Annotated in this window: 17 protein-coding genes; 9 read left to right on the top strand and 8 right to left on the bottom strand. The window is 47.7% G+C overall.

Going from position 1 to position 17,875, the window contains the following annotated elements:
- Positions 1-11 precede the first annotated feature (11 nt).
- Positions 12-809, top strand: coding sequence for a hypothetical protein (locus tag AB0L18_RS05860; RefSeq protein WP_367391647.1), 798 nt, complete (start codon positions 12-14; stop codon positions 807-809).
- Positions 810-1,041: 232 nt separating this feature from the next.
- On the opposite strand, the gene rsgA is transcribed toward AB0L18_RS05860, so the two are convergent.
- On the bottom strand, positions 1,042-1,992 hold the full coding sequence (gene rsgA, locus AB0L18_RS05855; protein WP_367391646.1) for a ribosome small subunit-dependent GTPase A: 951 nt from the start codon (positions 1,990-1,992) through the stop codon (positions 1,042-1,044).
- Positions 1,993-2,281: 289 nt separating this feature from the next.
- Complete coding sequence (locus AB0L18_RS05850; RefSeq protein WP_367391645.1) at positions 2,282-3,619, bottom strand: cytochrome P450; 1,338 nt, start codon at positions 3,617-3,619, stop codon at positions 2,282-2,284.
- Positions 3,620-3,716: 97 nt separating this feature from the next.
- On the opposite strand from AB0L18_RS05850, the gene AB0L18_RS05845 reads away from it, so the two are divergent.
- Positions 3,717-4,688 carry a formylglycine-generating enzyme family protein gene (locus AB0L18_RS05845; protein ID WP_367391644.1) on the top strand — a complete coding sequence of 324 codons (972 nt, stop codon included), beginning with the start codon at positions 3,717-3,719 and terminating at the stop codon, positions 4,686-4,688.
- 140 nt (positions 4,689-4,828) lie between these two features.
- Positions 4,829-6,631 carry an acyl-CoA dehydrogenase family protein gene (locus AB0L18_RS05840; protein ID WP_367391643.1) on the top strand — a complete coding sequence of 601 codons (1,803 nt, stop codon included), beginning with the start codon at positions 4,829-4,831 and terminating at the stop codon, positions 6,629-6,631.
- 486 nt (positions 6,632-7,117) lie between these two features.
- Here AB0L18_RS05840 and AB0L18_RS05835 read toward each other — a convergent pair whose 3' ends face one another.
- From AB0L18_RS05835 to AB0L18_RS05815, 5 genes are all read right to left on the bottom strand, one after another.
- A complete protein-coding gene (locus AB0L18_RS05835) occupies positions 7,118-7,810 on the bottom strand; it encodes a DUF1361 domain-containing protein (RefSeq protein WP_367391642.1) in 693 nt (230 codons plus the stop codon).
- 125 nt (positions 7,811-7,935) lie between these two features.
- On the bottom strand, positions 7,936-8,457 hold the full coding sequence (locus AB0L18_RS05830) for a hypothetical protein (RefSeq protein ID WP_367391641.1): 522 nt from the start codon (positions 8,455-8,457) through the stop codon (positions 7,936-7,938).
- A gap of 12 nt (positions 8,458-8,469) precedes the next feature.
- Positions 8,470-9,924 carry a DUF4153 domain-containing protein gene (locus AB0L18_RS05825; RefSeq protein WP_367391640.1) on the bottom strand — a complete coding sequence of 485 codons (1,455 nt, stop codon included), beginning with the start codon at positions 9,922-9,924 and terminating at the stop codon, positions 8,470-8,472.
- A gap of 182 nt (positions 9,925-10,106) precedes the next feature.
- Entirely contained in the window at positions 10,107-10,418 is a 312-nt protein-coding gene (locus tag AB0L18_RS05820) for a winged helix-turn-helix domain-containing protein (protein ID WP_367391639.1), read from the bottom strand.
- Positions 10,415-11,068, bottom strand: coding sequence for a hypothetical protein (locus tag AB0L18_RS05815; RefSeq protein WP_367391638.1), 654 nt, complete (start codon positions 11,066-11,068; stop codon positions 10,415-10,417). The genes AB0L18_RS05820 and AB0L18_RS05815 overlap by 4 nt, the downstream gene beginning before the upstream one ends.
- 254 nt (positions 11,069-11,322) lie before the next feature.
- Here AB0L18_RS05815 and AB0L18_RS05810 point away from each other — a divergent pair, with 254 nt between their 5' ends.
- Genes AB0L18_RS05810 through AB0L18_RS05800 form a run of 3 tightly spaced genes read left to right on the top strand, consistent with a single transcriptional unit; the run spans position 11,323 to position 13,214 of the window.
- Positions 11,323-11,850, top strand: a complete 528-nt coding sequence (locus tag AB0L18_RS05810) for a DinB family protein (protein WP_367391637.1) — start codon at positions 11,323-11,325, stop codon at positions 11,848-11,850.
- Between the two features lie 3 nt (positions 11,851-11,853).
- The gene (locus tag AB0L18_RS05805; protein WP_367391636.1) at positions 11,854-12,474 is read left to right on the top strand and encodes an RNA polymerase sigma factor; all 621 of its coding nucleotides are present in this window, start codon (positions 11,854-11,856) and stop codon (positions 12,472-12,474) included.
- Complete coding sequence (locus AB0L18_RS05800; protein WP_367391635.1) at positions 12,471-13,214, top strand: hypothetical protein; 744 nt, start codon at positions 12,471-12,473, stop codon at positions 13,212-13,214. Before AB0L18_RS05805 ends, AB0L18_RS05800 begins: the two co-directional genes overlap by 4 nt.
- 196 nt (positions 13,215-13,410) lie before the next feature.
- Here the strand turns inward: AB0L18_RS05800 and htpG are convergent, their stop codons facing one another.
- On the bottom strand, positions 13,411-15,270 hold the full coding sequence (gene htpG, locus AB0L18_RS05795) for a molecular chaperone HtpG (RefSeq protein WP_367391634.1): 1,860 nt from the start codon (positions 15,268-15,270) through the stop codon (positions 13,411-13,413).
- Between the two features lie 724 nt (positions 15,271-15,994).
- Between htpG and AB0L18_RS05790 the strand changes: the two genes are divergently transcribed.
- From AB0L18_RS05790 to AB0L18_RS05780, 3 genes are read left to right on the top strand one after another with little or no spacing between them, the layout of a single operon-like run.
- Positions 15,995-16,438, top strand: coding sequence for a hypothetical protein (locus AB0L18_RS05790; protein WP_367391633.1), 444 nt, complete (start codon positions 15,995-15,997; stop codon positions 16,436-16,438).
- A gap of 19 nt (positions 16,439-16,457) precedes the next feature.
- The gene (locus AB0L18_RS05785; protein WP_367391632.1) at positions 16,458-17,327 is read left to right on the top strand and encodes a xanthine dehydrogenase family protein subunit M; all 870 of its coding nucleotides are present in this window, start codon (positions 16,458-16,460) and stop codon (positions 17,325-17,327) included.
- A gap of 6 nt (positions 17,328-17,333) precedes the next feature.
- On the top strand, positions 17,334-17,837 hold the full coding sequence (locus tag AB0L18_RS05780) for a (2Fe-2S)-binding protein (RefSeq protein WP_367391631.1): 504 nt from the start codon (positions 17,334-17,336) through the stop codon (positions 17,835-17,837).
- Positions 17,838-17,875: the final 38 nt, after the last annotated feature.

Genomic DNA, 17,875 nt, shown 5'->3' with positions numbered 1-17,875 from the left:
CGCGCGAAAAAATGAATTCAAGAAGATTGACTTTTAGGATAATCAGCTACTTTGGGCTGATTATGCTAACAAGCGGAGTTTTGCAGGCCCAAGCTACTGATGATAGTAGACCTCCTGCAGTGATCAGTTTAAAGGTAATAGCGAGCAGTACCCCGGCACTGGAATTTGAGCGAAATTATTCCGCATCACAGGCCGATGAAGCTGATGTGTTATCAGAAGATTCCTATCTGTTTGCGCTACGGGCCAATTATACCCAGTCGTTTCATCCGCGCCTCGCATGGAGCCTGGGCTTGGAGGCTGGCCTAGATGCTTATCATTTACAAGTAGTAGCGAGTGAGGCGTTTTTAAACAGGGGGTTCAGCCGGCCATACAACCAAGAAGTAACCTATTTTGATCTTGCGTACGCTGCGGTGCTGATGGGACTAAAGTACCAGTTGCCGATCAGCCCAAGAAGCGAGCTGTCCTTCAATTTTGGTGGACGTTTTACCTTTTATATGCCTATTGGTATCGGGGTTGGATTTGGGTTCATTCCAAGCTCAGGAACGCAAATCGATGTTTTCGATGCGGAGATGAATAGCAATCCCGATAATCAGTTGATTGTATCGCCAGAATTTGGCCTGGATTATGCGTACCATTTTCCACGCTCCAATTTTGTATTACTGGCGGGATTCAATGCTTCCTTTTCCAGGAAAACGACGCTTAGTGGCAACTATTTGATCTTCGGAGACCAAGAGGTGCTGACCGGGACGCTGAGCAAAGATATGATGCTTTGGGGTCTAGGATTGGGCGTGGGCTATCGCTTGCGCTAAGCTTGGGGGGCGGCGAATAATAAGTTCCCCATTTCAGGTTAGCGATTTTGGTGCAGCGCACCGTCCTATAAAACCAACCATTGAAGGTAGATAATCCTGCTGAATATAGTACGGTGCGCTGCACCTCATCATAAAACCTAGAAGACTGCTATAGAGACAAGCGGTACGCTGTACCTTTCATGGTTAGGGCAGTATCAAATGGGGATCGCCGGATCCTTGGTTGTTTCACCACTTACACATTTCTCCGCTCCCAGTAATTCTGCTCGTCTACTTCGTCGAGCAAAGCCAGGTAGTTGATGTAACGCAACTCGCTGATTTCGCCCTCTTCAATGGCTGCTTTTACAGCGCAACCTGGTTCACTGCGGTGCAGGCAGCTTCCGCCGAAGCGACAATCACTGGAGGCCGCAAAAAACTCGCGAAAATTATGCGCAACGTCGGCCAGTTCGAGGTAGTTGAAAGAAAGTGTCTTGATCCCTGGGGTATCAATAAGTAAGCCTCCGAAGGGAAGTTCAAACATCTCCGCAAAGGTAGTAGTATGCTGGCCTTTGCCACTGTAGTCACTGATGTCGCCCGTGCGCAAATCCAAGTCAGCAGCAATGGCATTGATGAGGGTTGATTTACCAACGCCTGATTGCCCGCTGATGAGGGTTGTTTTGTCTTTTAAAAGTGCCTTGAAATCCTCGAGCCCATGCCCTTTGGTAGCGGAAAGGATTAAAGTCTGGTAACCAATGTCTTCGTAGACGCCTTGCAGGTAAGCCAGCATCTCAATGTCCTCCTCACTGTAAACATCCACTTTGTTGAAAGCAATGATGGTAGGGATATTGAAAGGCTCAGTCATCAGCAAAAAGCGATCAATAAACCCCTGCTTAAGCTTCGGCTGAGCGATCGTCATCACAATGATGGCCTGGTCAATATTACTGGCAATGAGATGGAGGGAATGTTTTTTGCGGGGGGATTGACGAACCACGTAATTGTCGCGGGGTAGGATCTTTTTTATTACACCAGTAACTTCTTCTCCTATTTCGATCTCAATTTTCACCTTATCGCCAACGGCAATGGGGTTGGTGAGGCGTTTGTCATCTTGACGGAATTTTCCACCGATACGACAGGCAATGATCTGACCGTCTTCCAGGCGAACATTGTACCAGCTTCCCGTTGATTTTGTGATGATACCTTCTTGCAAATTGTTGGAGATAAAAGTTCTTAGTAGATATAAGACACCGCTTATTTTTGCGCAATATAAGGGTTTAACAAAAAAAATGAGGCAACCGTTCCGATTGCCTCCTAATAACCCCAAAAAACCAAATGAAAACTATCTTTGAATGAATATTCTTCGTGTTAGAGGATTCCGTGATTAACGAAACCGCAACAAAAAAAACACGTTTTCAGGAGAATCCCAAAATTTTCAACTACTATTTTTTTATTGAGCAAGCAGAAAATTTTTACATCGCTGAGTGTTAACACATTGTAAATTATTTATTCTCTTGTAGATACATCTTAATTCCATTCGCTGGGCGCAAAGTAATCAAGGCTTTAGCCTTAACCCCTTGATCAGGAATTAATTGGAAAGAAAACCGCCTTAGCCAGGCAGCAATCACCAACTGCATTTCCATCATCGCAAAATTATTGCCAATACAGAGGCGAGGACCTCCACCAAAGGGGAAATAAGTATAAGGTGAAGGGTTGTTTTGAAAGCGCGCAGGGCGAAAAACTTCAGGGTCGTCCCAAAACTGGGTGGAGTGATGAATACCGTAAATGAAAGGAATGATGACCGTGCCTTTGGGGATTTTGGCACCACCGATTTCGTCGTCCTCAAGGGCTACCCGATCGGTGATCCAGGCGGGAGGATACAGTCGCATCGCCTCCTGGATAACGTTCGTTAAGATCGGCAAAGACCTAAGGTCGGTGAAGGCTGGCGATCGATCGGGTGCTGTTTCTTTCAGTTCTTGTCGTACTTGCTCTTGTATTTCGGGATGCTTAGCCAGCAGATAAAGCGTCCAGGCCAGTGCATTGGCCGAAGTTTCGTGGCCAGCTACAAAGAGAATACCCGTTTCTTCCACGAGTTGTTGTTCCTCCATGGGTAGGCCGGTATCTTCGTAGCGAGCGTCGAGGAGCATTTGCAAAAGATCATCACGGGTGGCGCCACTTTCTTCCCGACGGCGGATAAACTTCCGCTGCATATCGAGAATGTCGCGGGAAAGGCCGAGGTTGCGGTCTCGCATACCCGACAGGATATACCACCAACGCAGGAAGGGGAGGCGTACTTCTTTGATCACGTATTCCTGAATTTGGGTAATCTTGTCTCCTAATTGATCCAATTCTTCCTCCACCACATCTTCGCTAAAGATAGCTCTCCCCACAATCCGGAAGGTAATCCGTAGCATTTCTTCGTATACATCCACCGCTTGGTCATTGCTACGTTGGCTAAGTAGATCCAGCTCTTGGTCAATCACCCCCTGCATGATCTTGGTTAATGCTGCCAGCCGATCACGATGGAAGCCAGGTTGAATCAGGCGACGTTGCCGGAGCCAGGAGCTACCGGTATTGGTGAGTAAACCCCGCCCTACATATTTGGAAAGTACATCGGTCTGGATCGGTGATTTTTCGTAACGACGATGCTGTTTTTGAAGCACATGTTGCGCCACTTCAGGATCAATGGTGATCAAGGACTTGGAAACACCACCAATGTAGAGATAAAAGGTGTTTCCGTAGCGTTCGCTATAGGCTTGTAAACCGGCAATGGGGTCATGAGCAAAACTGAGCGTCGTGGGCAGAGAAACAGCGCGAGGGATAACGGGTATGCTGGCCATTTTGATAGTAAAAATACCCCATAATTATGAGTTTGTCAAAGATTAGATGCGCGCTCATTTTACTAAAAAAACTTATCTTCCAAACAAAAAGCACGGTATGAAAACCCTATGTAGTTATGTCCCCCTCTTCTTTTTTACCGCTTTTGCGCTAAGCTTCCTTTCTTTGAGCCCTGTTTTTGAAACCGCTAAGCTGTCCGATGTAGCGGTCGATGCGGGGGAATTGTTGGTGACGGAGATGATTACCGTACCCGGTGGTACCTTTCGCATGGGCGACAATTTTGGTGATGGTGGCCTCAATGAAAAGCCAGCGCACATGGTGACCATAAGTACATTTGAAATCGGTAAATATGAACTCACCTTTGCGGAATACGATCGCTTTTGTTCGTCCACAAGTCGTCCACTACCCCGAGACGAACGTTGGGGGCGCGATCAAATGCCAGTGATCAATGTGAGTTGGTATGATGCCGTGGCCTACTGCAATTGGCGGAGTGAGCAAGAAGGTTACACCAAAGTGTACCGGGTAGAAATTGAAAAAGCCTTTGATGGTTCGGATGAGAAGGTCTTTTATGCCGATTGGCAAGCAAATGGTTATCGCCTCCCTACCGAGGCAGAATGGGAATATGCAGCCAGCTGGAGCAATAGCTCGGAAAAAACAACCCGACGCACTATTCGTGCCAGCGAGCGCTACGCAGGCACCTCTTCCGAGCACCTACTTGATGATTACGCCAACTTTTGTGATGCCAATTGTAGTTTTCGGTGGAAAACCACGCCGCGTGATGATGGCTACGCTCACACTGCACCAGTGGGGCAGTTCTTGCCCAATGAGCTGGGCGTTTATGATATGAGCGGCAATGTATGGGAATGGTGTTGGGATTATTTTGATGAAGATTATTATAAAGATTCGCCCAAGGAAGACCCCCGCGGATCTAACATTGGTGGGTACCGAATCGTGAGAGGAGGCTCCTGGCGCAACCTTCAGCCAGAAGTACGCTGTGCCTATCGGCAGGAAAAGTCTCCCGGACGGGGCAATTTTAATACCGGCTTTAGATTGGCGCGTACGGTTAATTAGCGAATTTTCGCAAAAATCAACAATTTGGCCTTTGCATTGTACGGTAAAGTCGTTAAGTTTGTAGCGAATTTTCGCTAAAAGGCGCTTTTTTGGTGAAAATCCATTTCTTTTTGCTTGAAACGACTAAACAAAATTGACCAATGGCTGAAGTAGCAACCTCCGAAAAAACACTACGTGGTGGAGAGTTCCTGGTAAGGGATACCCGCCCGGAAGAAATTTTCATCCCCGAAGAATTCAACGAAGAACAGCGGATGATCCGCGACATGGTGCGCGATTTTATCGAAACGCAAATCTTTCCCAATACGGAAAAGATCGAAAAACAGGAAGACAATATTGCTGCCAAGTTATTGGATGCTGTAGCAGAATTGGGACTCCTGGGGACGCACATGCCCGAAGAATATGGAGGGATGGAGTTGGATACCAATACCAACACCCTTATTTGCGATGCGATGGGCCCCTCTGGCGCATTTACCGTTTCTTACGCCGCGCACACGGGAATTGGAATGTTACCAATCCTGTATTTCGGTACAGATCAACAAAAAGAAGCTTTTTTACCTCGCTTGATTACGGGTGAGCTGAAAGCAGCTTACTGTTTGACCGAGCCAGGCTCTGGTTCTGACGCGCTGGCCGCCAAGACCCGGGCAGACCTTACCCCAGATGGTCAACACTACGTTTTGAATGGGCAGAAGATGTGGATTTCAAACGCAGGATTTGCGGATCTCTTCATCGTATTTGCGCAGATCGATGGTGATAAATTTACGGGCTTCATTGTTCCTCGGAAAAGTGAAGGACTCTCTTTAGGCGCCGAAGAAGCCAAGCTGGGGATCAAAGGTTCCTCTACCCGACAGGTGTTTTTCGAAGATGTGAAGGTACCTGTTGGCAATGTGTTGGGAGAGATTGGTAAAGGTCACCTCATTGCATTTAATGCCCTGAATACCGGGCGCTTCAAGTTGAATGCCTTGAGCAACGGTGGAGCTAAAGAATGTATCACGATCTCTGTTCGCTACGCCAATGAGCGCCACCAGTTCAAGCAGCCGATTGCCAACTTTGGTGCGATAAAATACAAATTGGCAGAGCAGACCATTCGGGTGTTTGCCAGTGAAAGCGCGCTTTACCGTACTAGTCAGTTGATGCAAGACTGGAACGAAAACCTCAAAAAACAAGGCGTAGGTTTTGGGCAAGCCAAATTGCAGGCTGCTGAAGAGTATGCCATCGAGTGTGCTTTACTCAAAGTGATTGGCTCGGAGGCTTTGGATTATATCGTGGATGAAAATCTGCAGATTCACGGTGGTATGGGTTATTCTGAAGAAGGAACTGCGGCCCGTGCTTACCGCGATAGCCGTATCAACCGCATTTACGAGGGAACCAACGAGATCAACCGCCTCCTTTCGGTGGATATGTTTTTCCGTCGGGGAATCGCTGGTGCTTTTGATATGGTAGGCCCTGCCTGGGCGGTGCAGAAGGAACTGGCAAGTATGCCTTCCTTGGAACAACCAGAAGGTCCTTACGGCCAAGAAATAAAAGCCGTAGCTGAGTTTAAAAAAATCCTCCTGATGGTAGCCGGTGCCGCAGGAAAAATGCAAATGGAAGGCCAACTGAACCTTAAGACGGAGCAGGAAATTGTAATGAACCTGGCCAATATTCTGATTGATGTTTTTCAGACAGAAAGTACCTTGCTGCGTGTTCAAAAGTTGGCAGACATGGACGATAAGCCCCAGGCGCAGGAAGTATATGACGCGATCTTAAAGGTGTTGATCCACGATGCCACCGCTCGCATCAACAAGGAAGCCTCCGACGCGGTAGCTTCTTTCGCAGAAGGCGATCTACTCCGTACCTTCTTGATGGGGATCAAGCGGTTTACAAAGTACCCGCCCGTAAACGTTAAGCAAGAGCGTCGTCGGATTGCCGACACCTTGATTGCTGCCAATCAATACGCTTTTTAAGAAATAGAGTTGTTCTGCTGGGGGCTGTTTTAGCGAAAGCGCTAAAATTTTCTTCTGGGCAAGGCAGATTTTGCAGCCGAATGCGGGCAATTCGGCGAAAAATCTAACGCAGCTCAGGATAAAATTTTTCGCTTGCAGCAAAACTTGTCCCAGCAGAACAACTCTAATAGACTTTAGGTCAAATAGTCGCTTTAAGAGAAGCCCCGAACGCAATTTCGGGGCTTTTTTATCATAGGTGGATAAAAGCAGTCGAAATGTAGCTACGTAATAACCAGCTGTAATTTTCTGCGGGCACCGATAATAAGTGGCTTCTTCAGAATTACACTATCGCCTAGTGTACTAGCCGCAAACACGATAACACTACTTAGTAACCCACCCTGTCCTCCTTTGGAGGAGGTGGCCCGGAGGGTCGGAGGAGGGCTGCCTTCGCCGTAAGAGCAGGATCTTGCGGACGGCTATCTCAAAAGCAAAGAACAGACCATTACATCATGGCGCATTGCGAATCTGCCCACTTTGACTCCAGAAAATGGTACTAAAAACGAGGGTGAAAAGGAAAATCATCAACCACGCTTCCCCATTTTGGAAAGGTGAGTGTACCAGGGCCAAGGCATCCAGAATAGGCCCTCTTGGGCGAAGTAAGGCATCCCAACTGTTCCAGCGTAGCACGCGGCCCAGGTAGATGCCCAGCCCACTAAGCAGCAGGGTTACAAAGGTGAATCCATGGGCCCAACTCCCGGAATATTGCTGGCGTAAGTAGCCACGCAAACCCTCCAGTGCGCGCACCCCTAAAATCAGTCCCAAGTAGGCAAAAGTAAACAGCAACAAAGCGTCAAACCACAAAGGGATACCAGGCCGTTCGCTTAGGTGAATCAAATCGGTCATCAAATAAGGAGCGTTGGGGAAGAACAATAACCAAAGGGTTAGTATGCCACCCTGTAGCCATCGTTTTTTGGGGAGCTTCGGCAGAAGGTATACTAGTCCCAGCGGAATCCAGGCCAGCAGCAGGTTCCAGCCAAGGAAAAGAAATCGGAGCCGTGGCCAGGATAGTAGACCTGAATAACCATCAATCGACGTTTCCTGTAAGCAGAATATCCTGAAAAAGACCAGGCCCGAAGCCAACAAGCTTAAAAACAAGAGCGCGCGTTCTTTTTGAAAAAAGGAATGCAGGAATGATTTCATTGGGTAAGTGATTTGTTGATGATCAATAGGAGTTTTTGTTGAAGCTTAAGTCTTTGCAGTGTTCGTTCCGATATTTCGGAACGAACACCCTCGTGATCCCGACCAAAGGTCGGGAGAGCACCAACTCAGTAAACAGTACATTCTTTCCGCAGCTCCCCACCCGCTAGGAAGTGCTGTAAATCAGCAAGGTTTTCCCGGAGTAGATATTCGTAATACCAATGGTGAAAGGTGCGTAATTCTCGGCCTCTGCGAAAAGCCTGCCGAAATCGGCCCCAGTATTCGGGAAAGAAAACGGCACCCGTAAAAGCAGCTAAAAAGGCGTAAACACTCCTTTTGCCATTGCCGAGCAGGCACCATTGTAGTACTACTTCTTCGGGAGCGCTGAGACCATATTCCAGCAGCACGTGGAATACATCGTGGTTTTCAAAACCGGGAATCAGCTGAAGTTGATTACCGCCCAGAAATTGCCCTACCCGCTGGCCTAGGCTACCCGGTGGAAGCTGTAAGAGGTCATCGCGATTAAGCTGCCACTGAGGCCGGGGCCGAGTGGATATCCGAGCGTAGAGCGGGAACGTTTTTTCGTACATGAAATGGAGAAACTGACTTCGAAGCCCATGAAGCGGAAGCCGTACAGAGAGGGTAGTCATATCCTTTGATTTTTATTTGATCGTTTTTAGATATTTTTGCCAGGCTTGGTACTGCCGGTATTCGCTCCAGTTCCAACTGCGCCAATCGGTTTTTTCCCACTTTCTCGCCAAGCGGTCTCCCCGTTTGCTGAGGTCATAAGCTTGCAATTGATCTGCCAGCATGGTATTTCCCTCGGCAGCTTGGAGCAATGGCGTTAGGTTGTTGCCCAAACCCTGCACCAGCAGGTACAGATCGGGGTTTTCCCTTTTTAAGTTGTAATTGGTGATGAAACGATCCCAATTGAAGCTGGATGCAAGGAGTAGGGCGACCATCACCGCAGTAGCGTTGGTTTGTAGAAGGAAATAAATGGTTTTCGGACCTTTGACTTTCAGGTACATCGTAAACAAACCAAATAAAACCAATGCCAGGAAGAAGACCACCACAACCCGGCCATGTGCCAGGGCATAGTGATGGATGTAATGCCCATTCCGAACGCCTACTGAAAGCGCCAGGAAGGCATTCTGCCCCAGCCACACGTAGGCCAGCAGGCGCAAGCGCTGATTGTTGGTAATGAAATTGAGGTTGGCCCGGAAGAAGCCCAATACCACCATCATGGCTAAAACGATGGAGAAAATAAGCAGCCAGGTACCCTCGTGAACATAAGCACTCAGCTCACTAGCCGTACGTTCTTGGCGGGAAAACCAAACGAAGACAATATCCAGGAGGTTGATGATACCCAGCAGAACATTCAGGGCGGTAAAGGTGAGCAAGGCACTTTGGTATTCTTGCTTCAGGGCCATGGTTTTAGCAGGCCAAAGTCTTTGTCGTTTACGGTGTAAAGGATAGGTCCAGTTGGCTACCCATTGGTGGAGTGGGGCAATGCCGTTTCGACGCCCCAGGAAAGCAGCCACCAGTGCCCAGCCCAACAAGAAGACCACAACACGAGACCAGTCGAGTTCTAGCTGAAACAGGCGGTCTGCCCAGTTGAGGAGGGTCGTATTAAAAGCCTCCAAAGCGGTATTGGCTTTGCTGTAAATAAGGTAAAAAGGAAGCACAATCAAGACCGGTAGGATCAAGAGACGCACCTTTCGCCAGGAAGGCAAAAAAGCGTATTTATCCCCTAGTTCTTCCCCCTGGTGGCGAATACTTATCCACCAACCACCAAATAAGGCTCGAATACTTTCAACAATGCCAAATACCCAAAAGCGTACTTTTATTTCCTGCAGATAGCCCAGTGTCACAAAACCAAATAAGGAGTAGACCATTATACTGAGTATAGAATTGTGCCAAAAGACCCAAAAGCCAGCAGTGCACCACGCCGCTAAGAGGTATTTTACTTCTGTGCGTGCAAAAGCTTGCGGCTTTATCCAGACGAGAGCTGCGGTAATGGATACGCTGAACAATAGCGTATTCAACCCCAACTGGGCTTCCCAGGTGAGCAGGTGCCACCAGAGTGCAAGTAAAAGTATCAGGAAAGATTTTTTCATTAGAAAGTACTTTGTTTTTCAAAGTTAAAAAACAGCACAAAAACAAATTGAGCATTCGGTTGTGAAATAGGTGGCAAAGCGATTTACTTCAAGCGTGTCAACTATTTCAAAAACCACAAAGAATGCTCAATTTGTTTTTTGCGCAATAAAAGGACAAAAAAAATCAAAAAGAAAAGAAAGCCTTATTCCTCATCCTCTTTTTGCAAATTGATGATTTTTTCTAAATACGCCAGGTGGTCTAAAAAAGCAACCCGACCTTTTTCCGTTACCCGGTAGCTGGTATTTGGTCTTCGGCCAATAAATTGCTTGCGTAGTTCAACGTAGCCTTCTTTGTCCAAGGCCTTGAGATGGCTGGCTAAATTGCCATCACTGATTTCCAAGTGATCCCGCAAATGAGTGAAATCTACCCAATCCGTGACCATCAGCATAGACATGACCCCCAGGCGTACCCGGTGGTCGAAAGCTTTCCTTAGATGGGTGATCAGTTCTTTCATGCTCCTCGTTCGTATTTCAAATACATCATGATGCCGTAGACAATATGCAAGACCCCAAAGCCAATGGTCCACAACAATAAGCCCCAACCGATGAAAAATACGCCAATGCAGCCAAGTACGATTTCACAAAGGCCCAGGTAGTAAACATCCTGTAAGGTGAATTTACTCCCGTTTACAAGGGCTAATCCATAGAAAATAAGGGTTGCGGGGCCAACAAGGCCCAAGTAGCCATGATAAAACATCGCTAAGCAAAAAATCCCTCCCACCACCAGCGGTATCGCTAAATGGAGCAGCAGTCGCCGCGTAAGCGCATCCCAAATGGCTTGCCCCTTGCGCTGAGCACGTCGGGTAGTGAAATAGATGCCGCTGGTGAGGGCACCCGCCAAGACAAAACCCGCATCTAAAAGGTAGAAAGTCAGTGGCGGCCATCCCCAGGGATGAGGCTGACTGGGCCAGTAATGCAACGAAGCACCATACCCCTTCAAGCCTCCGGCCATCAAGTACCAATGTGCCATCAGGGCTCCAATCAAAGCAAAGATACCCGCACCTACGCCTGATAGGCCACTTAGTCCGATAAACTTACTGGTGCGTTCCATCATCCGATGGATGTCGCGCAATTGATCTAATGGCTGGTGAGGATAATGACTCATAAAGTACTTTGAAATGCAAAGTAAATTGTTTTTTTACTAAGAATCAAGTATAGAGCGAATTTATTTAGCAGAAAGCCCTAGTTTTGGCATACTAAGAGCTTTAGCAAGCTTTTTTTTATTTCCACGAATGGCTGATAGTGTTCGCTAAAGCTCGTTCCGAAGCCTCGTGACGGCTACCGCCGACATAGTCGGCACTCCCGCGATCCCGACCTTCCGTCGGAATCGCACAGAAATAGCACCGAAACAAAAACGATATGAGAACGATTTCCAAACCTACCCCCGATCAGCATCCCGATTGGGCACCCGTTTACATTAATAAAGTAGCAGACGATGGGCGTGTGCTGGAGTTTCTGGCACAAGGCTTAAAAGAAATACTAGCGTTGACGGAAAATTTGACCGAAGCGCAATGGAATTACCGCTATGCGGAAGACAAATGGACCATCAAGGAAGTGCTGGTACACCTGATGGATGTAGAGCGGGTATTTAGTTACCGTGGGCTTTCGGCGGCGCGTGGCGATAAGACTTCCCTGCCTGGCTTTGATCACAATGCTTACGTGCCTGCTTCCCGCGCCAACCACCGTACCGGCACTTCTATTATGGCGGAGTACCAAGCACTCAGAGCGGCAACCCTCGCTTTTTTTCAGCATCTCGATGACGAGGCACTCAGCACCATCGGCGAGGCCAAAGAGCAACCCTGTACGGCTAGGGCCATGGTGTACATGATTGCTGGCCACGAGCGCCATCATTTGCAGATTTTACGGGAACGTTACCTCAATTCATAAAGGATGATCGGGCGGGTGCGCTGGCGACGTAGGATAAAACATCTGGATGATACACAATTGGTGAAGCGCTTTCAGCAATCGGGCAACGATGTTTATTTTGATGAGCTTTTTGAACGTTATCACGCTTTGGTGTTTGGCATCTGCCTGAACCTGACAGCACATCGGGAAGATAGCAAGGATTTGACCTTGAGTATTTTTCAAAAAGCTTATACGGGCCTGTCTGGCAAAGCAATTGAGCGCTTTGATCACTGGCTATTGAGCATGGCCCGCCACGAATGCTTCTATTTTATTCGGCAGCAAGCCAAAGCACGCAAGAACTTGCGCCAATGGCTGCAAACCCAAGCACAAGAAGAGGGCTTTATGCTCAACGAAGCTTTTCGGCGGCACTGCTACGCTGAAGAGATAGCTCAGGACAAATTATTAGAAAATGGGCTAGCTGATTTGACCAGTCCTCAGCAGAAATGCCTAAATTTATTTTTGTACGAATACCAATCTTACCAAGAGATTGCACAAACCACCGGGTTTAGCCTCAGAGAAGTGAAAAGTCACCTGCAGAATGGTCGACTAAAACTGAAACGGTGGATACTACAACAGCAGGACAGTAAAAATAAACTGTCAGAATGAACGATAAAACTAAAAACAGACCCAGCCGCCTGCTCCTCTATCTGGAAGGTAAACTAGCAAGTGATGAACGCTACGAAGTAGAGCAAACCCTCCTGCGCGACCCACTGGCCCAAACGGCCCTCGATGGTTTACGCGAAAGCGGCCTTTCGGGAGTTGAACTACAAAATGATTTGAATGATATCCGCCAAGGCTGGCACCCTCGCCCCAAAACGACCAATATTCGCTGGACGGCTGCCGCTGCGGTAGCTTTATTAGTCTTTACGGCCTGGGCCGCGTGGGCTTACTATCACGATCAACAACCAGCCAGTTTGTACGCCGAATATTTTGCCATCAGCGCCGAAAACGAAGACTATCTGGCCGTTCGAGGCGAAGAAGAAACCACCGTCCCCGGCTTATCTGTAGCTTTGGAAGCGTACCAGCAACAAGACTACCAACAAAGCCTGGCCCTATTTCAATCCTTGCGAGAAGGTCACCCCTTCGATGGTTTTATCCTCCGCTATACGGCCATGGCTGCTATGCAAATGGGTGACTATTACGCCGCCGAGCAGGCGTTGGAGCAGTGTCTGGCTGTTGATGTGCCTGCAATGGATCGTATGGCCGCCCAATGGTACCTGGCACTGGTCTATTTGCGGCTCGACCGCCAGGAGGAAGGTCAAAATCTCCTTCAGGAATTGGCCGCAGCGGGCAATGGCATGTACGGTTCCCAAGCTCAACAGCTGTTGCGGGAGTTGGCAAAATAAAAAAGGTTTATCAAGTGCTCTCACTCGACAAACCTTTTTTATATACCAAGTACCCCGCACTAGAAGTCGGAAGTCGGAAATGCGAAGTCGGAAGTATTAACCGCACCTTACACCTCGCATTCCTATGTAGTGGAAACATAAACCTTAGGTGCCCTCATGTGCCTTAAGTGGTTCAAAAAAAAACGCACCCTGTACCCTACTTCAAAAAGCCCATGCTCTTTTCCACAAAAGCCGTCAGCTCCTTGCCTTTCAGCATGTTCTGGTTCAGCAGCGCCAGCTTGTAGAGGTAGTCAGCCACTTCGTTCTGGCCTTCTCCTTCGGCATTCAGCACCTTATCAGCTACCAGTGGGTGGTTGGCGTTGACAATTACTTTGTAATCATCGGGGAATCCGCCAAAGTCCATGCCTTGCATAGCTTGCATCTCCTTCATCCGTCGCATAAACTCAGGGCGAACAATCTGTACCGGCTGGTCATCCGGAGAAAGGGGCTTCACCTCAATGGCTTTCCCTTCACCTGCTACTTTACCAAAAAGTTCTTTCACCGTGGTGGTCTGCTCCTCGTTCAGTACAGATTCCTTGGTCTCGTCTTTTTGTACGAGGTTATCCACCGTGTCTGAATCAATCCTTACGAAGGTAAGCTTGCTTTCCTTCTGCTCCAGCGTTTGCAGGAAGTGGTTGTCGATGATATGGTCTAGCAGCAGCACGTCGTAACCCTGCTTCTTGGCCGCAGTAATCGCCGCGTCTTGCGAGGCGGGGTCATTGGCGTATATCATTACCGTGCGCTCGTGCTTGTCTTTTTGGGCGACATCTACTTTGGCGCGATAATCCTCTAAGGTAAAGGTCTCCTCGTCTACATTCTTCAAGAGGACAAACTTGGTTGCTTTCTCGTAGAATTTCTCATCAGAGATCATTCCGTACTTCACGAAAACGCTCAAGTCATTCCACTTCTCCTCGTACGATGGGCGATCTTTCTTAAACAACTCGCTCAGCTTATCTGCGACCTTCTTGGTAATGTAAGAATTGATTTTCTTGACATTAGCGTCGGCTTGCAGGTAAGAGCGCGATACGTTCAGCGGAATATCCGGCGAGTCGATCACCCCGTGTAGCAGGGTCAAGAACTCAGGAACAATCTCTTTCACCTCATCCGTCACGTACACCTGGTTAGAGTACAGCTGGATTTTGTTCTTCTGTACTTCAAAAGCATTGTTAAGCTTAGGAAAGTAGAGGATACCCGTCAGGTTAAAAGGATAGTCAATGTTCAAATGAATCCAAAACATTGGCGGCGCACTGAACGGGTACATCACCTGGTAGAAGTCCTTGTAATCCTCATCGGTCAGATCGCTAGGTGATTTTTTCCAGATCGGATCGTGCTCATTGATGATGTTAGGCACTTCAATCTCTTTGGTTTCCGCTTCTTCACCCTCGCCTTCCGTCACTGATTCTTTGCGCGTTCCAAACTGAATCGGAATGGGCAAAAACTTACAATATTTGTTCAGCAGTTCTTCAATCCGGCTATCTTCCAGGTACTCGGTGGCATCGTCTGAAATATGAAGAACGATGTCCGTACCGCGGCTTGCTTTATCGTTGTTGACCAGCTCAAACGAGGGATCCCCTTCACATGACCAGGTTACCCCTTGGGCACCTTCCTGGAAAGATTTAGTAACAGCTTCTACTTTGCTTGCAACCATAAATGCAGAGTAGAATCCGAGTCCGAAATGGCCAATGATATTCGCCTCGTCTTTGTATTTTTCCAAAAAGTCCTGGGCGCTGGAGAAAGCCACCTGGTTGAGGTATTTTTCCACCTCTTCTTCCGTCATACCGATACCACGGTCACGAATCGTCAGCGTCTTGTTCTCTTTGTCAGCGATGATTTCAATGGTCAAGTCCCCCAATTCACCGGTGGCTTCCCCTTTTTGGGCCAGCGTTTTGAGTTTGGTGGTGGCATCAACAGCATTAGAAATCAACTCCCGAAGGAAAATCTCCTGGTCGGAATACAAAAACTGCTTAATAATCGGAAAGATGTTTTCCGTCTGTACTGCTATGTTACCTTTTTTCATACGTATTTATGGTTTACTCTGGATACGCTAAAGAAAGGCAAAGGCTATGCCAGACCTGATTTGCTGTCAAAATGACAAGTTTTATTGCGTATTGGTGCAAATACGGCAGCTTTGTGGTGTTTTATTGGGCAGGCCCGCCACCAAAAGGGTGGCGGCCGGGCTATTCGCTCTTTCCGCTCTACAGGAGCGGAACCGCTGCTATCCCTGCCTGATGAGGTCTACGCATATTTCGCTTAGCCAATTAATGGGGGATGCCAATCTTTTCCAGGCTAATACAAAATAGATGGTTTATTAAATATTGCGCTTGTTTATTATTCCTAATATAAAGCTGTATATTGCATTGTATTCGTTATTTATATTAGCCACCTATAAACAATTCCAAAATAAGTTTGTTATTGCTGCGTGCTAAAAGAACGGCAGTTGTCAACCTTGTTTGGATGCGGTAGAATGATCCCCATTACAGATTTTGCTTAAAAATTTTCTTTAAGTGACGGAACCAAAATAACTGATTCCATTTTTGATTCGCTAAAATTTTCTAAGCAAGCAACTAAAAGGAGCTTGCGTGAAAATATTCGCGAATCGTTAGGAAAATGGAATAAGTTATTTCCGTCAAATTACTAAGTCATAGGACCACGTAAGTTTTATCTTCCTAGTTTTTCGTGGTTGAAGGGTCATACATAAGTTTTCGTCGGATTCAATTTTTTTAAAAAATGCATTGGTAGCGATGAAAGGTAAAACATGCACAGGTGGTAATTCATGTAGCAACAATAAAAGTAGAGGCATCTTATCTTGGTTGCCTGCCGTAGCCGTAGCTGTGCTGCCTAAATGTCCTTTCTGCTTAATGGCGTATTCCGGAGCTGTTTCTCTTTGCTCTGGCAATATGCTCTACCCCAATGCCGGTAGTATCATGTCTTACGTTACCATCGCACTGGCCTTAGTGGTCATGGGTAGCATCGTCTTCAATCAGAAAGGGACGAAAACCTGGATAGCTTTACTACTGGCCCTTGCCGGGATTGCATTTCTGGTACTAGGGCAGTTTTACTTTATTTCCTCGGTCAATTACTATATCGGTGTGATGCTACTATTTTTCGGTATCTGGCTGAACGGTAGCTTTTTACACTACTATTATAAATATGCTCAACCCTACTTAATCATCAAAAAAACTTAACCACTTTATATCGTAAAATATGATTGCGGAAAACTTCAACTACGATTCCCCTAGCACGCTGGCAGAAGCCTTCCAGCTGCTGCATGACTACGGGGACGATGCGAAAATTCTCGCCGGAGGGCATAGTCTCATTCCGATGATGAAGCTGCGCTTTGCAGCACCCACGCACCTGATTGACATCAACAACATTCCGGGCCTGGCTTACATCAAAGAGGAAGACGGCTACCTCAAGATTGGTGCCATGACCAGAGAGGCTGATTTGGAAGAATCGGACCTGATCAAGGCCAAGTACCACATCTTTGGTGATGCAACCAAGCTTATCGCCGACCCCCAGGTGCGAAATTTTGGCACCATCGGAGGGAACATCGCTCACGGTGATGCCGCCAATGACCATCCGGCAGTAATGATTGCGCTGGATGCTACGGTCGTTATCTCTGGCCAGGACGGACAAAGAGAGGTCTCCATCAACGACTTCTTCTACGGCTTTTATACCACTGCCGTTCAACACGGAGAGATCCTTACGGAGATTAAAATTCCAGCGGCTACCGGTCACTTCGGGAGTGCCTACTATAAAGCAGAACGCAAAGTAGGCGACTATGCCACGGCTGGTGTTGCTGCGGTCGTACAAATTGATGGAAATGGTGTTTGTACCAAAGCCGGAATAGGCCTTACCAATGTCAACCCACTGCCCATGCGGGCTGAGCGCTCCGAAGCCGTACTGGTAGGCAGCAAGCTCACCGAGGAAGACATTGCCTTAGCCGCAAAGTATGCCGCTGAAGATTGCAATCCTTCTGATGATCTACGCGGCGACGAAGACTACAAGCGCCACCTGGTAAAGGTCATTACCAAAAGAATGTTGAACCAAGCCATTGCAAGAGCTAAAAAGTAAAAGACGATGAAAAAAACAATCAACCTAACGGTCAATGGCACCGCCCATACCGTAGAAGTAGAACCACGCACTTTATTGGTTCACCTGATCCGGGAACAACTTTCTATGACCGGTACTCACATTGGTTGCGATACCTCCAGCTGCGGAGCTTGCACCATTTTGATCAACGGGCGTTCTGCCAAGTCGTGCACGGTATTGGCTGTTCAAGCCGATGGCAAAGAAATCACCACCGTTGAAGGGCTTGCCACCACAGAAGGTTTGCACCCTATTCAGGAAGGCTTTCACCTCAATCACGCTTTGCACTGCGGTTTCTGCACCCCCGGTATGATGATGCGGGCCGTAGAAATGCTGGAAAGAAACCCCAACCCAACCGAAGAAGAAATCCGCTGGGGAATCTCCGGCAACCTCTGCCGTTGTACGGGCTATAACAACATCGTGAAAGCCATTCAGTGGACCTCAGCCAAAATGCAGGGCAAAGAACTACCTTCTACCGAGCCTGAATTCGTTTAGCGACGGAGCCAAGAAGCCCTAGGTAAGCCTTCGGCATT

The organism is Lewinella sp. LCG006 (assembly GCF_040784935.1).
Lineage (GTDB): Bacteria > Bacteroidota > Bacteroidia > Chitinophagales > Saprospiraceae > Lewinella.
This window is presented reverse-complemented; position numbering and strand designations above follow the sequence as displayed.

Coding starts and splice junctions, on each gene's coding strand:
- AB0L18_RS05845 (WP_367391644.1), top strand. CDS start 3,717: ATGAAAACCCTATGTAGTTATGTCCCCCTCTTCTTTTTTACCGCTTTT.
- AB0L18_RS05835 (WP_367391642.1), bottom strand. CDS start 7,810: ATGAAATCATTCCTGCATTCCTTTTTTCAAAAAGAACGCGCGCTCTTG.
- AB0L18_RS05820 (WP_367391639.1), bottom strand. CDS start 10,418: ATGAAAGAACTGATCACCCATCTAAGGAAAGCTTTCGACCACCGGGTA.
- htpG (WP_367391634.1), bottom strand. CDS start 15,270: ATGAAAAAAGGTAACATAGCAGTACAGACGGAAAACATCTTTCCGATT.
- AB0L18_RS05790 (WP_367391633.1), top strand. CDS start 15,995: ATGAAAGGTAAAACATGCACAGGTGGTAATTCATGTAGCAACAATAAA.
- AB0L18_RS05805 (WP_367391636.1), top strand. CDS start 11,854: ATGATCGGGCGGGTGCGCTGGCGACGTAGGATAAAACATCTGGATGAT.
- AB0L18_RS05860 (WP_367391647.1), top strand. CDS start 12: ATGAATTCAAGAAGATTGACTTTTAGGATAATCAGCTACTTTGGGCTG.
- AB0L18_RS05850 (WP_367391645.1), bottom strand. CDS start 3,619: ATGGCCAGCATACCCGTTATCCCTCGCGCTGTTTCTCTGCCCACGACG.
- AB0L18_RS05785 (WP_367391632.1), top strand. CDS start 16,458: ATGATTGCGGAAAACTTCAACTACGATTCCCCTAGCACGCTGGCAGAA.
- AB0L18_RS05840 (WP_367391643.1), top strand. CDS start 4,829: ATGGCTGAAGTAGCAACCTCCGAAAAAACACTACGTGGTGGAGAGTTC.
- AB0L18_RS05830 (WP_367391641.1), bottom strand. CDS start 8,457: ATGACTACCCTCTCTGTACGGCTTCCGCTTCATGGGCTTCGAAGTCAG.
- AB0L18_RS05825 (WP_367391640.1), bottom strand. CDS start 9,924: ATGAAAAAATCTTTCCTGATACTTTTACTTGCACTCTGGTGGCACCTG.
- AB0L18_RS05815 (WP_367391638.1), bottom strand. CDS start 11,068: ATGAGTCATTATCCTCACCAGCCATTAGATCAATTGCGCGACATCCAT.
- AB0L18_RS05800 (WP_367391635.1), top strand. CDS start 12,471: ATGAACGATAAAACTAAAAACAGACCCAGCCGCCTGCTCCTCTATCTG.
- AB0L18_RS05810 (WP_367391637.1), top strand. CDS start 11,323: ATGAGAACGATTTCCAAACCTACCCCCGATCAGCATCCCGATTGGGCA.
- AB0L18_RS05780 (WP_367391631.1), top strand. CDS start 17,334: ATGAAAAAAACAATCAACCTAACGGTCAATGGCACCGCCCATACCGTA.